The sequence below is a fragment of the Vagococcus sp. AM17-17 genome, assembly GCF_003471765.1.
In the GTDB taxonomy this organism is placed as follows: domain Bacteria; phylum Bacillota; class Bacilli; order Lactobacillales; family Vagococcaceae; genus Vagococcus; species Vagococcus teuberi.
Window position 1 is genome coordinate 52,930 of sequence record NZ_QRJY01000002.1, and the last position, 15,742, is coordinate 68,671.

A 15,742-nucleotide genomic window follows, 5' to 3' on the forward strand; every position below is an offset into this window, starting at 1 on the left:
TTAGGATCTAGAAAACTTTTTAGTTTTCTAGATCTTTTTTGGTGATTTGAAAGCAGACTTCTTTAAACAAATTGATAGTCGTAGCTTAAAATTATAAAAACTTCTCATGCCATAGGCATTACGCTTTATGACCTTAATATGGTTATTCATACATTTGAATAAGATATTTCAAAGGTGTTTTTTATTTCTTCTCGATACTTTTTAAATGTTTTGAAAACAGTAACAAACTCTTTAAATTGTGTCGGTTGATCAATTAATTCTATAAATAAAGAATAATCTTTTGTTTGAATCGTTCTTAAAATTTGTTGATAGGTGTTGTAAGTTTCTGCCAATATAGAATCACAGGCTAGCAAGCGTTAATGAAGGACGCATTTGTCATAACTTTTTTGAAGTATCTCACAATCTTTTTTAATTCGCCTAAAGATAAGGCCATTATCTTTAGATTTTAATTGAGTCATTATTTTAATCCGTATTTTTTGAAAAGCTCTACCAATGTGTTGAACTAGATGAAATTTATCTAGTTCAACACATTGGTAGAGCTTTTCAAACAAAAGATTATTCTTTATTTGTAGATTTAATCAATCAAAAAACTCTTTTTCAAGAGTATATACCTGTTTTTAAAACATTTAGAAAGTATCAAGAAGAAATAAAAAATACTTTTGAAACATCGTATTCAAACGGTCCTTTAGAATGTATGAACAATCATATTAAAGTCATTAAGCGTAATGCCTATGGCATGAGAAGTTTTTATAATTTCAAATTACGAATAGCAATTTGTTTAAAAAAATCTGTATTCAAGACACCAAAAAAGATCTAGAAAACATGTTGTTTTCTAGATCCTAAATTCTAACGTTTTAACTCTTACCAACAGTAGTTGACAAAGAGCCGAATTTCTTCCCTCACTCCAATTAATTCTATTTCATTTTTGAGACTTTTTTATCAATGTTATTGTCCATCAACACGATTTAATCTACAATCTTATTTTATTGATAATCTTTCGTTTGCCATTCTTTACTGTAAAAAAGTTCTGGATTCATTTTATAGTCTGGTTTTTGCTTAGATTTCAGAAATTCTTGTAAATAAGTATCCATTTCTAACCAACCACGCCATCCAATATGAATGGTATCTTCCATGAAGTATTTTTCTCCACGCTTGTTAGTAAAATCAACAACATTATTAAATCCTTGAGATTTTAGTTGGTAATTAATTTTCTTAGAAAAATTATCTAACATCTCAGTAGATAAGCCTGTATAGTCCGACCATAATTTATTGACTGGTGGAATAACAAACATAGCATCAATATTATTTTTATCTAAAAGTTCTAAAAATGCCTCAAAATCACCGTATTCAGGTGATGACATATAATTGAAATTCTTTTGAGAATTTTTTAATTTACCTTTCATAGGCATAATTCGATTTGAATAAAAACTATTTGAAATTTCAAATGGGTTGTTATCTGTTTTATCATGTCCTATTTTGTAAGCTAATGTATCTAGTTCGTCAAAATTATATTGATTCGGTAGTTCTGTTACTTGTTTATCTATTCGTTTATTCTTAGACACAATACCAATTTGTCCAAATAATAAATCTTCATTTTTAAGACGTTTGTATTTATAATAAGCTTTTCTTCTATCAGATTGTGATAATTCTTCACCATTTTTTACTTTCAACAATATTTTCTTTAACTGTGTATCAGATTTAACACTTTCAAACTCAAGTAAGCGTCCTGCTACATACTGATCCGTTTTATCAGTCTCGTCTAAATCAACTAACCATTCATATGTTTCAATTGGTGAGTAGAATAGTGAGTACATTGGATCAGATACACCTTTTTTTACAAACCATTGTGGCGAAATAATAAACACAAGTTTTTTATTTTCCAATGGTTTTTTTACAGAATTTAGCATAAAAAAGTGGGTTAAAGATTGCGTTCCTGGCGCTCCTAGTAGAAACGGTTCATAAGATCTATCATATTTTTTAGCCAATACAGATGGATGGAAAGGATTCACACGACTTAATTCAGATGAACCAAAGAATGGTAAATACTTTCCAGACTCCATTGCTTGTCGTTTGATTTCTGAGCCTTTTAACACATTCACAGACATGGAAGATGCCGCTTCGTGCACCTTCTCGTCTGAGGGATCTTTTATAAAATCAATTGGCGAATACAATAATGCTACTATGAACAATGCTGCTACAGCAAATGGTCCAACAGCGAAAAATATCTTTTTATTTAATGTCATGATTGTAAAGATTCAACCTGTGCGATAATTTGTTCAGGAGTCGCCCATTCGCTTCTTTCATATTCAGAAACTGGTACAGTAATGCCTAATTGTCCATCAACTTCAACCAACATTTGAACAGTTGCCATTGAGTCTAAAATACCTTCTTCATATAAATCAACAGTCATTTGATCAGAAAAATCTGTTCCTGTTAAATCTTCTAAAATATTTAAAATTGTTTCTTTTACGTTCATTTTTACCCATCTCCTATACTAAAATAAAGTGCTTAATTAATGTATCTAAAAATCCTGAGAATATCAAGAAACTAAAACATACCGCATTGAATGTAATAAAAATAGAAAATACATGTGTAAAACGATTGCTTGGTAACTTGTCTTTATGTTTCTTTTTATATCTCAACCATGCATCGTTAATACATATTAGTAATGCATGATAAATACCATAAACGATATAGTACCAGGTTAAGCCATGCCATAATCCCATTAAAAGGAATAGGCCAAAATAACCAACATTGGATGCTACAATTCGACTTTTAAATACTTTTTTCTTAATTAATGTAAACATTAATCTCATGTATACATAATCTCTAAACCAAAAAGAGAGCGTCATATGCCATCTATTCCAAAACTCTTTAATGTTTGGGCTAATAAACGGCTTATTAAAGTTGATTGGCGTTTCATAACCTAGTAAATAACTAGTCCCGACTGCAAACAAGCTATATCCAGCAAAGTCAAAAAATAGATAAAAGCTATACACATACATATACCCAATGGTTCCTAATACAGGAGTAGTTCCATCTAATGCAATACCTTGAGCTGCTGGCAATAAGTGACTACCTAACACATATCCTATAATAAATTTATACAATAAACCTAGAAATATGTAATGAATTCCTTTTTGTAATAGCTCAACATACTTTTCTTTATCTGGTGGATTTAAATAATCTTTTAAAAATCGACGATATCGATCAATCGGGCCTGATGAAATCGTTGGGAAGAAAATTAAAAATTGAATATAATACTTAATATTAAATTCTTTTAAAATGCCATCACGAATTTCCATTACCACTTGAACTGACTTAAATGTCAGATAAGAATAACCTAGAAAGGCCAAAATCGATTGAGATCCAAAGAATGGTGACAGTTTAATAATAAACATAGGTAATAAGTTCAGTAGAACAGCTACATAAAACACACCACTTTTATTCTCTTTTTGTCGATATTTAAAGTAGACTGATGTTAGCAGTGTTTGCCATATAATGTAAGCAATTAAAGCCAACCCTTGTTTTGAATTTGGACCACCAAAACTAATCCATAAGAAAAAAATTGTTAGAAAGTTTTGATACCACATCAACCTCTTACCATTTAACGATAAAATAATTGATGGAATAAATAATACACCTAGTAAAATAAAGTAAAAAGGTTTCTCGTAAGGAGTCAAGTACGGGATAAACTGAGTTAACTGACTCATTAACTATTCACCTCATTTATTAATTGTTTGCGGTCAACTTTTCCGTTTTGCGTCATTGGAAGATTTTCCACATAGATAAAACGATGTGGTACCATATAGTCCATTACAGTTTTATTTAAATCTTCTTTTAATCGTTGTGTCAAAGCTCTCTCATCTGATGCGTCTACATCTTCTTCTAGAACAATGTAAGCAAGTAATTGTTGTACTTTTCCTGCTTTATTATATTTTGGCACAGAACACGCTGCTCGTACCTCTGTAAGTGTAATCAAATGATGGTCAATATCACCCAATTCCATACGATACCCATTCAATTTAATTTGGAAATCCATACGACCTTTATAAAACAATAAACCATCTTCTAATAGACCTGCATCTCCAGTTCTATATGCTGGAACACCCTCAAATTCAAAGAAAACTTCATTTGTTTTTTCAGGATTATTGAAATAACCAACTGAGACACTTGGTCCAGAAATAACAATTTCACCTATTTCTCCATCAGGTAATTTTTCACCTTTATCATTTAAAATATGAATTTCTGTATCACTTTTAACTTTTCCAAGAGGCACACGTTCATATTTATCTAATATATCAGAATCTAGTGAAATATTTGTAACAGCAACTGTTGTTTCTGTCGGACCATATGTATTGAATATCTTTGCATTCGGGAATCTCTCTAACAACTTTTTCGCTGTATTTTTGGGTAACTCCTCACCACAAAATTCAAAATTTTCTAAACTTGGTAAATGTTCTCCATCAAATTCAGGATTTAATAATACCATTTCAATTAATGATGGTGTTGATACCCAGACATTTAAATTCATTTCCGGAATTGACTTAAACAATAAAGGGAAATTCTCAATCATTGTTTTAGGCATTGGAATCAATGTCCCTGCTGTTAACAGTGCTGGATATAAATCCATAACAGACAAATCAAATGAAAATGGCGCTTGACATAAAAAGCGTTGGTTTTCTTTCAAATCAAAATCACTCAACATCCAACTAGTAAAACTAATTAGATTATTATAAGTAATTTGTACACCTTTAGGCTTTCCAGTTGTCCCTGAAGTAAAAATAATATAATAGATATCATTTTCACACACAACTTGTTTACCTAGGTAGTTTTTATTATTTTTCATTAAAGAAATAATAGTTTCTCTGTTATAAACATTCTCTGTATTAAGCGGCCATTCAGATAAAGATAAAACACATGATGCGTTAGCCTCTTCAACAATCATTGATACGCGTTCTTTTGGCGTATGATCATCAATTGGAACATAAGAATGTCCAGCTTTCGTACATGCTAAAAATGATATAACCATCATAGCTTCTTGTCCACCATAAACAATGATTGGTGTTTTAGAAGGATAAATTTCTTCTAAATAACCTGCAAGAGAATCTGATAGTTCATCTAATTCTTTATATGTATACTTACGATTAGCTTCTTCAAAAAAGACAGTTTCTTCACTATTTAATGAAATGTCTTTAATTTTTGTTACAATTTCATTTAACATTATTCACTAGCTCCTTTTTAAAATTGATTATAAATGAAAGAGCCCCCACCTACGTGACTATATTGATACAAATAAATTAACACAAGTATAATAGCAGCATAGAAAACGGAGCGAGCTACAAAACTTAACCATCTTTTTGTTGTATCTGGTATCTTTCTTTTTTTTAATTCCATAAAAATCACTCCCTTACCTTCAACTTATTATACAATCATTTAAGCCAAATAATATCAAACATATGATTGATATCAGGATACGACCTAAGACGTATTTTATTTCCCGTATTTCTTAAAAATTCTTCATATATGATTCTATCATATATGAAGAATTTTTTATAACATTTTGTGTATTTTCATACTTTATTCTAGTTTTATTAATAAAAAGTATACTTTTTATAATCAAACAAAAATATATATTTTTTTAACTACGCCGATTGTAAAATTAAGCTAGACAACTAAAAAAATCATTTGTGATACACTCAAATTATCTTTCCAACCAAAGGAAACAAAGAGAGTGTTCACAAATGACCTATACAAATCTGACTACAGACAAGCTAGTTTTGACAGAAACTTATTACCATCAAAATAAAAAAAGAACATACGTAGCGAAACAATTGAAACGAGCAAAACAGACTATCTATACTGTTTACAAAGCGTTTGACGAGGGACTATCTGCACTAGATTACTATAAAAGATACAAAAATAATAAAAAGAATTGTGGCAGACACCCTATTTCTTTATCTGATAATGAAACAGAATACATTCAAAAGAAAGTTGTTCAAGGATGGACTCCAGATGTCATTATTGGTCGTGCTGATTTTCCTATCTCATGTTATATCAGTACTCTCTATAGATTATTTAAGCAAGGACTGTTTGATTTGACTGCATTACCTATGAAATGTAAAGGGAAAGCAAATGGTTATAGAGAAAAAAGAGTAAAACAAGCCTTTAAAAGAAACATTCATCAACGTAATAAGGATTATCAACTCTTTAATAATGAATTTGGTCACCTTGAAGGTGACACAATTGTTGGAAAAGATCATAAAACTGCTGTTATCACATTTTTTGAAAGACTATCAAAAGTTATTATTACGTTAAAATCAATAGGCAGACGAGCGAAAGATATCGAAAATAGTTTAAATAATTGGCTTAAAAAGTTTCCATGCCATCTATTTAAATCAATCACATTCGATTGTGGTAAATAATTTTCTAATTAGAAATCATCAGCAATCGAAATGATATTGATATTTATTTTGCCGATCCAGGAACACCATCAAAACGAGGTTTAAATGAACACTCTAATGGTTTATTACGTAAAGATGGCTTACCTAAACAAATGGATTTCAACGAAGTTGAGGAATATTTTATCCAATCTATCGCATCTAAAAGAAATAATATTCCTAGAAAATCATTAAACTATAAAACACCATTGGAAGTATTTTTGAGTTATGTAGACAATGATATTTTGTCTAGTTTAATTTGACAAATAAAAAATATAATAAACCAACGACTATAACGGTCGCTGGTTTTTCTATTATTTAGTATAAATACCTGTTGTCTGATAAGGCTCTAAGGTCATTTTTTTCGTTAAAGAAATAGTATCGATATTACTTATTAAAACTTCACCATTTAAAAACTCATCTGGAATATCAATTGTTACGGCTTCATTTGAAAAGTTGTTTAAGACAAGTAACGCTTCATCATCAAATCGTCTCACATAACCAAATATTCTCGTATTAGGAACGTCAAAAGGTGTATAATCTCCTTTTGATATGACTTCTTTTTCTTTTCTTAATTGGATTAGCTTTTGATAGAAAGTGAAAATAGTTCCATGTTCTAATTCATTTTCTACCGTAATGTCAGTATACTTCCCTGTAGATAACCAAGGTGTACTTGTACTAAATCCAGCGTGTTCCGTCGAATCCCACTGCATTGGTGTACGGGAGTTATCTCTCGATTTTGCTTGGATGATTTCCATTGCCTTCTGATGATTTAACCCTTCACTAATTAAAATATCATAAGCATTATGTGTCTCAACATCTTGATACATTTCTATTTCAGAAAATTCAGGGTCTAACATGCCAATCTCTTCTCCCATATAAACATAAGGCGTTCCTCGGTTTAAATGAATTGATGCAGCTAACATCTTAGCGCCACGCTCTCGATAGTCTTTCCAATCAATAAACCGATTAAGTGCTCGTGGTTGGTCATGATTATTCCAAAACAGGGCATTCCATCCATTTCCATCACTCATACCCTCTCCCCAAGCATGTAAAATAAATTTCAATGCTTCAAAATCATAAGGCATTTTAGTCCACTTTTCACCATTTCTATAATCCACTTTCAAATGATGAAAATTAAAAATCATACTCAGTTCTTCTCTATCAGGTGCGGTATAAAGAATGCCATTTTCGATAGTAGTTGAACTCATTTCCCCCACTGTGACAATCGATTTGTCTTTTCCAAACGTTTTTTGGTTCATCTCATGAATAAATTCATGGGCAATTGGTTTATCAGTATATTCAAACTTACCAACCTGATCTTCTGCGTCTTTTAAGACCTCATCTTTTCCAATGACATTAATCACATCAAAACGCAATCCTTTTACACCTAAAGCTGTCCAAAAATCAACTACCTTATATAGTTCCTTTCGAACATTTGGATTACGCCAATTCAGATCAGCTTGCGTTTTATCAAATAAATGTAAAAAATATTTAGGTGTATCACCAAATTGAGACCATGCATTTCCACCAAATTTTGATTCCCAGTTAGTTGGTTCATCTCTTAATATAAAGAAGTCTTGATAATAAGAATCACCTCCCAATGCTTTTTTAAACCATTCATGTTCAATTGATACATGATTTAACACCATATCTAGCATAATATCAATCTTTTTTTCATGTGCTTTTTCTACTAGTTCTTTAAAATCTGCTTCTGTGCCAAATATTGGGTCAATCGCTGTATAGTTTGAGATATCATAGCCATTATCTTTTTGTGGACTTGGATAAATTGGATTTAACCAAATCATATCAACACCTAACGTTTCTAAATAGGGTAATTTTTCAATAATACCTTGTATGTCTCCTACACCATCCCCATTTTTATCATAAAATGATTTTGGATAAACCTGATAGATTACTTTGTCCTTAAAACTCAATGACGTCACTCCTAACTAAATTGTTTTAACTTGCAAAATTCCTGTATCATTTGTCACGTTACCATCTTTGATTATCGGGTCTACTTGATAACTATCTGAATTAGTAATGACCACTTGTGTTTGAGTTAAAAATCCTGACTCTCTAATACCATCTATATCAAAATCTAGTAATAAGTCACCAATCATCACTTTATCGCCTTGTTTGACATGTGTTTCAAAATACTGTCCATTTAAATTAACTGTATCTAGACCAACATGTATCAACATTTCAATTCCATGATCATCTACAATACCTATTGCATGTTTACTAGGAAATACTAAGCTTATCGTTCCGTTCATCGGTGCGTAAACATGACCTTCCATCGGCTCAATGACCACTCCTTGTCCCATTGTTCCTTGAGAAAATACTGGATCTTTTGAATCAGTAATTGGTGATAACTCTCCAACTAATGGTGCATAGACCGAAACAACTTCACTAGCAACATTTTCAGATGTCACAGGTATGCTTAAGCTATCATCAATAGGTGAAATAGCTTCACCAACTCTGTCTAGCTGATTGAAAATACCTGCTCTTCTAAAGAATAATGTTAAAATAAATGGGACTATAACTGCAATAATCATCCCTATAAAGAATACCCCGTAATATTTTGGCATGATAGCTAAAATACCTGGTAAGCCACCAACACCAATTGATAAGGCTCTAACACCAAATAATGTCACAAATAAACCAGCTATCCCACTACCAATCATAGCTGCAACAAATGGATACATATATTTTAAATTAATCCCAAACATTGCAGGTTCTGTTACACCTAACCAAGCTGAAATAACTGATGGAACAGACACTTGTTCTTCTTTTTTATTTCCTCTATGAGCATATACAACAGCTAAAACAGCTGCTCCTTGAGCAATGTTTGATAAACAAATCATTGGCCAAAGATTCGTTGAGCCAAAATCTGCTACTAATTGTTGGTCAATAGCTAACGTTGTATGATGTAAACCTGTAATAACAAGTGGTGCATAAAAAGTACCAAATACAGCAGCAAATAGCCAATTAAGAGATGATGTTAATCCAGTATTTACAACTGTTGAAATAGCAGAACCTATTTTCCAACCAATTGGTCCTAATATTAAATGAGCAGCTAAAATAGTTGGTAATAAAGCAAAAAACGGAACAAATATCATTGAAACAGCTTCTGGAATATGTTTTCTTAAAAATCTTTCTAGATATACTAACATAAAACCTGCTAACATAGCTGGTATAACTTGTGCTTGATACCCAATTTTATCCATGGTAAAGAATCCAAAATCCCAACTCCAGTTAGCTGCAATATCTGCTGCACTAGTTGAGTTGACTGAATAGGCGTTCAAAAGCTGTGGAGAAACTAGTGTAATCCCTAAGATAATTCCTAGTATTTCTGTTCCTCTCATTTTTTTAGCGATGCTCCATGTAATCCCTACTGGAAGGAAGTGAAAAATAGCCTCACCTGGTAACCATAAAAAGCCATTCACACCGTTCCAAAAAGTCGATGATTCTGTTATCGTTTTTCCATCTAAAAATCCCATTGGTACCGCTTCTAAAATATTTCTAAATCCTAATATTAATCCCCCAACAATAATTGCTGGTAATAATGGCGTAAAAATTTCTGCAAGCATAGTGACTGCTCGTTGTAACATGTTTTGATTTTGTTTTGCCGCTGATTTTATTTCTTCTTTTGTTCCACCTTGAATTCCTGCTACTGACATAAATTCTTCGTAGAACGTTGGTACTTCATTTCCAATAATAACTTGAAACTGTCCAGCATTGGTAAAAATACCTCTCACACAAGATATTTCTTCTATTTTATCTTCTTGTGCTTTAGATGGATCATTTAGTACAAACCTCATACGTGTTGCACAGTGCGTAACTGCCGCAATATTTTCTTTTCCACCGACATAGTCTAGTAATAGCAATGCATCTTGATTAAATTTTCCCATCTTCTTTCTCCTTCCACTTGTATGTACAAGTTATGTTAAATGAAATATACACCCTATTTTTTTATTTGTAAAGCGCTAACATTATATTTGCACCTCATATTAATTTTCTTTCACATTTTTATTTAATTAATGACTTAATTTGTTGGTTTATTTACCAACAAAACGTTCACTTGTATATAAAAACCAATACAACGCAACTTTTGAACAGATGTTTTATTAAAATTTTCTCATTTGAATAAAAAGAAGTATCACCTATTTTATACTTACTATAAGTTGTTCGAACAAGTTAAAAAGGAGTTAGTTATATGAAAGCTTATGAAGTAATTTATCAAACAATTGAAAACAGCATTTTAAAAGGTGAGTACGGTCCGGGAGATTTTTTACCTAGTGAAAATCAATATGTGAAACAGTTTAAAGTATCAAGAGATACTGTCAGAAAAGCATTGAATTTATTAATGACAAATGGGTATATCCAAAAAATACATGGCAAAGGATCTATGGTTTTAAAAAGAGAACAACTAAGATTCCCTATCTCAGGTTTAACAAGTTACAAAGAATTACAACAAGCATATGGATATGATAGTATCACTGATGTCGTCTCATTAGAAACAATAAAAATTTCTGAAGATTTAAGTCGTCTCACAGGATTCGAAAAAGATGAAGATGTCTGGAAAATAATAAGAACAAGAGAAATTGATCATCAAAAAGTAATTCGTGACACAGATTATTTGTTATGTCGATTAATTCCTAATTTAACACGCGAGATTGGAGAGGATTCCATTTACAAACATATCGAAAAAGAGTTAAATTTACAGATCTCTTTTGCCGAAAAAGAAATCAGGGTTGTTCCTTTAAATCAATTAGATAAAGACCATTTAGATTTAAATTCACAAGATAATAATATTGTGTCAATTCAAAGCCGTGTCTTTTTAGCTAATGCTGAACAGTTTCAATACACAGAAAGTAGACACCGTGTTGACAAATTTTTGTTTTACGATTTTGCAAGAAGAAACCCTTCAACTATCTAATATACTAAGAAAAAACCACCCACTAGATAACTCTAATAGGTGATTTTTGATTTTATTCAGATTTTTCTTTTGTTTCTTCTTTTTTCTCTTCTTTTGGTTTTTCAATCATCGCTTTACGAGAAGCATTGACACGTCCCTGACGATCAATTTCAGTTACTTTAACAAGGATTTCATCACCTAATTTAACTACATCTTCTACTTTATTCACACGCTCATGTGAGAATTGAGAGATATGTACTAAGGCATCTTTTCCTTTAAATAAGTTAACAAAGGCCCCAAATTTTTCGATTCTAACAACTTTTGCTAAGTAAACTTCTCCAACTTCAACTTCACGAACCAAATCTTTAATGATTTCAATCGCACGGTTGATTTTATCTTGATCTTGATGGGCAATACTTACATTACCATCTTGATCGATATCAATTTTAACATCAGTTTCTTCGATAATTTTATTGATGGTTTCGCCACCTTTACCGATAACATCTTTAATTTTTTCAGGTTTGATTTGAATCATTTCAATCTTAGGAGCATATTTACTTAACTCTTTACGAGGTTCAGCGATTGTTGATGTCAATTCAGTTAGAATTTCCATACGTGCTTTTTTCGCTTGAGTTAGAGCTTCTGTTAAGATAGCTTCTGTAATTCCTTCGATTTTAATATCCATTTGTAATGCTGTAATACCATCTTTTGTTCCGGCAACTTTAAAGTCCATGTCACCCAAGTGGTCTTCCATACCTTGTATATCTGTTAGGATAGTGTAGTTATCCCCATCCATTACAAGTCCCATTGCAATACCCGCAACAGGTGCTTTGATTGGAACACCAGCATCCATTAAGGCCAAGATTCCTGCACAGATACTTGCTTGAGAAGAAGAACCATTTGATTCTAATACTTCTGAAACCACACGAATCATGTATGGAAACTCTTGTTCATTTGGAATGACTTGTGCCATCGCACGTTCACCTAATGCACCATGTCCGATTTCACGACGACCTGGTGATCTCATTGGACCAGTTGAACCAACTGAGTATTGTGGGAAGTTATAGTGGTGGATGAATCGTTTGCTTTCTTCCACACCTAAACCATCAATAATTTGATGTTCGCCAAGTGGTGCTAATGTACAAACTGATAAAGCTTGTGTTTGCCCACGAGTAAATAAACCAGATCCATGTACACGTGGTAAAATTCCTACTTCAGATGATAAAGGACGAATTTCGTCAATTTTACGACCATCAGGACGAACTTTTTCAACTGTAATCAGGCGACGAACTTCATTTTTTTCCATGTCTTCTAAGATTTGACGAACTTCTTTCATCCATTTAGCAGACTCTTCATCTTCAGCAAATTTTTCTTCGTAAACAGTAATCACTTCATCTTTTAAAGCTGAAATATTGTCTTCACGAGCTAATTTTTCTTCTGTTTGAATTGCTTGAGTCATACGAGGCATATAAGTATCATTGATTTCTTTTTCTAAATCAGCATCAACTTGTAATAACTCGATTTCCATTTTTTCTTTGCCGATTTCATTGGCAATTTCTTCTTGGAAAGCAACCAAACGTTTAATTTCTTCATGACCGAATAAAAGGGCACCTAACATATCTTCTTCAGATACTTCTTTTGCGCCACTTTCAACCATGTTGATGGCATCTTTTGTTCCAGCTACTGATAATTCAATCGTTGTTTGCTCTGCTTGTTCAACAGTTGGGTTGATGACATACTCACCGTCAACAAAACCAACTTCAACGCCAGCAATTGGGCCATTAAATGGAATATCAGATACACATAGAGCTAAAGATGAACCTAACATTGCTGCCATTTCAGGTGAGCAATCTTGTTCCACACTCATCACTGTGTTCGTAATTTGAACTTCATTACGGAATCCTTCCGCAAACATTGGACGGATTGGTCTATCAATCAAACGAGCAGTTAATGTTGCTGTTTCACTTGGACGTCCTTCACGTTTAATGAATCCTCCTGGTACTTTCCCAACAGCATACATTTTTTCTTCGTAGTTAACTGTTAATGGGAAAAAATCAACATCTTTCGCTTGTTTTGAAGCCACTGCGACACTTAATACCACTGTGTCACCATATCTTACTAACACTGCTCCATTTGCTTGTTTGGCTAATTGCCCGATTTCAACTGATAGCGGACGACCGCCCCAAGTTGTTTCAAATACACGTTTTTCACTATGCATTATTTTTCTCCTTTGCATACTCGAGGTGAACAGACTACTAAACAAATATCAATCATCTCAAAAAAATAAGAAAACTCATATTTGCATAGTAGACAATCAGCTCATCCTCGGTTTTTTATTAAAAGAAAAGCGAGATCAAAACGACCTCACTTATCCTCTTATTTTTGGCTAAATTGATTAACGACGTAAGCCTAAACGTTTGATTAATTCACGGTAACGTTGAACATCATTTTTACGTAAGTAAGCTAGTAAGTTACGACGGTGACCAACTTTTTTCATTAATCCACGGTATGAATGGTGGTCTTTTTTATGCACGTGTGCATGCTCGTTTAATGCATTAATTTCTGCAGTTAAAACAGCGATTTGTACTTCTGGAGAACCAGTATCTCCTTCGTGACGTGCGTATTCTTTAATGATTTCGTTCTTGCGTTCTTTTGAAATTGCCATGTCTTTCACCTCTTCTATATTATTTCCCCAAAACTGAGTATATCGTTGGTGATTCGATGTACCAAGTAATAGGCATGTGACGATTTATCACACAATGGTACTTTACATGATTTTTAGCATAAAAGCAACTGTTTCATACACTTAATTCTCGTTTTATTTATCTTTTTTGTACCAATCATAATGAAATATTCCTTCTCGGTCTTTTCGCTCATAAGTATGTGCACCAAAGTAATCTCTTTGTGCTTGAATAATATTGGCTGGTAAGTCTTTTGAGCGGTATGAATCATAATAAGAAATCGCCGAAGACAGACTTGGTACTGGTACGCCTAGTTTAACTGCTAAAGAAACAACTTCTCTAATGTCACTTTGGTATTCTGAAACAATACTTAAAAAGTAGTCATCTAACATTAGATTTTTTAGTGTTGGATTCTTTTCATAAGCATCTGTGATTTTTTGTAAAAATTGTGCACGTATAATACAGCCTTCACGAAATATTTGAGCGATTTCTCCATAGTTTAATGACCAATTGTATTCATTACTTGCCATCATCATTTGTGAAAAGCCTTGCGCGTAACTCATAATCTTACTAAAGTATAAGGCTCTTCTGACTTTTTCTATCATGACGTTTTTTTCTATGTCTATAGTAGCATCTGGTCCTGGTAAAATACGACTTGCCTCGCATCGTTCTTCTTTTAAAGCTGACATAAATCTAGCAAAAACTGCTTCTGTTACAAGAGGTAATGGCACACCTAAATCAAGTGCATTTTGACTGGTCCATTTCCCAGTTCCTTTATTGCCTGCTTTATCTAATATGTGTGTGACGATGTAATCTTGCGTGTCTAAATCATCTTTCTTCATTAATAATTCTGATGTAATCGTCATTAAATAGCTGTTTAGTTCGCCATCATTCCAAGAATTAAAGATTTGAGATATTTCTTCTATACTAATACCCAATCCTTTAGATAAAATATCATAACTCTCGGCGATCAACTGCATGTCACCATATTCAATACCGTTATGAACCATTTTAACAAAATGTCCAGCTCCGTCTGGTCCAATGTAAGACACACAAGGTTTTCCATCATGAGCTTTAGCTGCAATATCTTCAAACAAAGGTTTAATTAAATCATATGCTTCACGTTGACCACCTGGCATGAGTGATGGACCGTTTAGTGCACCTTCTTCCCCACCAGACACACCTGAACCCACAAAGTTAATTCCAAATTCTTTTAAGTAGTTACTTCGTCTGAGTGTATCAGTGTAATGAGTATTTCCTCCATCAATCAACACATCATTTTCATCTAAATAAGGGACTAACTGTTCAATCATAGTATCTGTTATCTTTCCAGCAGTTACCATCAGCATTATTTTTCGAGGTGTTTCAATTGATTCAACAAAAGAGTCAATTGTTTCAAATCCTTTAATGTTTTTTTCTGGATGATTCTTTAAAAACTCATCTGTTTCATGATAAAAATGACTGTAAACGGACACGCTGTATCCTTTGCTTTCACTATTTAAAGCCAAATTTTTTCCCATAACACCTAATCCTACCATACCAAACTGCTGCTTACTCATTTAATCAATTGCCTCCTGTAACTTTTTTCATTAGTTATAAATCCTTTAGAATAATAACATAACTGATTTAGTTTCTTAGAAAAATATGAAAGTTTTCATCGTTCTATTACCAAAATAAAATAAGTAAAAATAACATTTATT

13 protein-coding genes and 1 pseudogene are annotated in these 15,742 nt (G+C 32.4%); 3 read left to right on the top strand and 11 right to left on the bottom strand.

Features of this window, described 5'->3' with window-relative positions:
• Window positions 1–27: 27 nt before the first annotated feature.
• The gene (locus DW196_RS11745) at window positions 28–150 is read right to left on the bottom strand and encodes a transposase (protein WP_118250304.1); all 123 of its coding nucleotides are present in this window, start codon (window positions 148–150) and stop codon (window positions 28–30) included.
• Window positions 151–577: 427 nt separating this feature from the next.
• Here DW196_RS11745 and DW196_RS04010 point away from each other — a divergent pair, with 427 nt between their 5' ends.
• Complete coding sequence (locus tag DW196_RS04010) at window positions 578–817, top strand: transposase (RefSeq protein ID WP_370447143.1); 240 nt, start codon at window positions 578–580, stop codon at window positions 815–817.
• 166 nt (window positions 818–983) lie between these two features.
• Here the strand turns inward: DW196_RS04010 and dltD are convergent, their stop codons facing one another.
• Genes dltD through DW196_RS04035 form a run of 5 tightly spaced genes read right to left on the bottom strand, consistent with a single transcriptional unit; the run spans window position 984 to window position 5,397 of the window.
• Window positions 984–2,243: a D-alanyl-lipoteichoic acid biosynthesis protein DltD gene (gene dltD / locus DW196_RS04015; protein WP_118250310.1), complete on the bottom strand. Its 1,260-nt coding sequence runs from the start codon at window positions 2,241–2,243 to the stop codon at window positions 984–986.
• Complete coding sequence (gene dltC, locus DW196_RS04020; RefSeq protein ID WP_071457393.1) at window positions 2,240–2,476, bottom strand: D-alanine--poly(phosphoribitol) ligase subunit DltC; 237 nt, start codon at window positions 2,474–2,476, stop codon at window positions 2,240–2,242. Before dltC ends, dltD begins: the two co-directional genes overlap by 4 nt.
• Before the next feature lie 13 nt (window positions 2,477–2,489).
• Window positions 2,490–3,713 carry a D-alanyl-lipoteichoic acid biosynthesis protein DltB gene (gene dltB / locus DW196_RS04025; protein ID WP_118250312.1) on the bottom strand — a complete coding sequence of 408 codons (1,224 nt, stop codon included), beginning with the start codon at window positions 3,711–3,713 and terminating at the stop codon, window positions 2,490–2,492.
• Window positions 3,713–5,224 carry a D-alanine--poly(phosphoribitol) ligase subunit DltA gene (gene dltA, locus DW196_RS04030; protein WP_118250314.1) on the bottom strand — a complete coding sequence of 504 codons (1,512 nt, stop codon included), beginning with the start codon at window positions 5,222–5,224 and terminating at the stop codon, window positions 3,713–3,715. The genes dltB and dltA overlap by 1 nt, the downstream gene beginning before the upstream one ends.
• 17 nt (window positions 5,225–5,241) lie before the next feature.
• Window positions 5,242–5,397 (bottom strand): teichoic acid D-Ala incorporation-associated protein DltX, encoded by a 156-nt coding sequence (locus DW196_RS04035; RefSeq protein ID WP_084657229.1) that lies wholly within the window; start codon window positions 5,395–5,397, stop codon window positions 5,242–5,244.
• A 347-nt stretch (window positions 5,398–5,744) separates the two neighbouring features.
• On the opposite strand from DW196_RS04035, the pseudogene DW196_RS04040 reads away from it, so the two are divergent.
• Window positions 5,745–6,703: pseudogene (locus tag DW196_RS04040) on the top strand (IS30 family transposase).
• Between the two features lie 51 nt (window positions 6,704–6,754).
• On the opposite strand, the gene treC reads toward DW196_RS04040, so the two are convergent.
• Together treC and treP are read right to left on the bottom strand one after the other, a co-directional pair.
• Window positions 6,755–8,377, bottom strand: coding sequence for an alpha,alpha-phosphotrehalase (gene treC, locus DW196_RS04045; protein WP_118250316.1), 1,623 nt, complete (start codon window positions 8,375–8,377; stop codon window positions 6,755–6,757).
• A 15-nt stretch (window positions 8,378–8,392) separates the two neighbouring features.
• Window positions 8,393–10,354 carry a PTS system trehalose-specific EIIBC component gene (gene treP, locus DW196_RS04050; protein ID WP_118250318.1) on the bottom strand — a complete coding sequence of 654 codons (1,962 nt, stop codon included), beginning with the start codon at window positions 10,352–10,354 and terminating at the stop codon, window positions 8,393–8,395.
• A 305-nt stretch (window positions 10,355–10,659) separates the two neighbouring features.
• On the opposite strand from treP, the gene treR reads away from it, so the two are divergent.
• Window positions 10,660–11,382: a trehalose operon repressor gene (treR, locus tag DW196_RS04055; protein ID WP_118250320.1), complete on the top strand. Its 723-nt coding sequence runs from the start codon at window positions 10,660–10,662 to the stop codon at window positions 11,380–11,382.
• Window positions 11,383–11,434: 52 nt separating this feature from the next.
• On the opposite strand, the gene pnp is transcribed toward treR, so the two are convergent.
• The 3 genes from pnp to gndA all read right to left on the bottom strand — a co-directional run bounded on the left by pnp (window position 11,435) and on the right by gndA (window position 15,601).
• Window positions 11,435–13,579: a polyribonucleotide nucleotidyltransferase gene (gene pnp / locus DW196_RS04060; protein WP_118250322.1), complete on the bottom strand. Its 2,145-nt coding sequence runs from the start codon at window positions 13,577–13,579 to the stop codon at window positions 11,435–11,437.
• A 177-nt stretch (window positions 13,580–13,756) separates the two neighbouring features.
• The gene (rpsO, locus tag DW196_RS04065) at window positions 13,757–14,026 is read right to left on the bottom strand and encodes a 30S ribosomal protein S15 (RefSeq protein WP_071457431.1); all 270 of its coding nucleotides are present in this window, start codon (window positions 14,024–14,026) and stop codon (window positions 13,757–13,759) included.
• A 153-nt stretch (window positions 14,027–14,179) separates the two neighbouring features.
• The gene (gndA, locus tag DW196_RS04070; protein ID WP_118250324.1) at window positions 14,180–15,601 is read right to left on the bottom strand and encodes an NADP-dependent phosphogluconate dehydrogenase; all 1,422 of its coding nucleotides are present in this window, start codon (window positions 15,599–15,601) and stop codon (window positions 14,180–14,182) included.
• Window positions 15,602–15,742 lie beyond the last annotated feature (141 nt).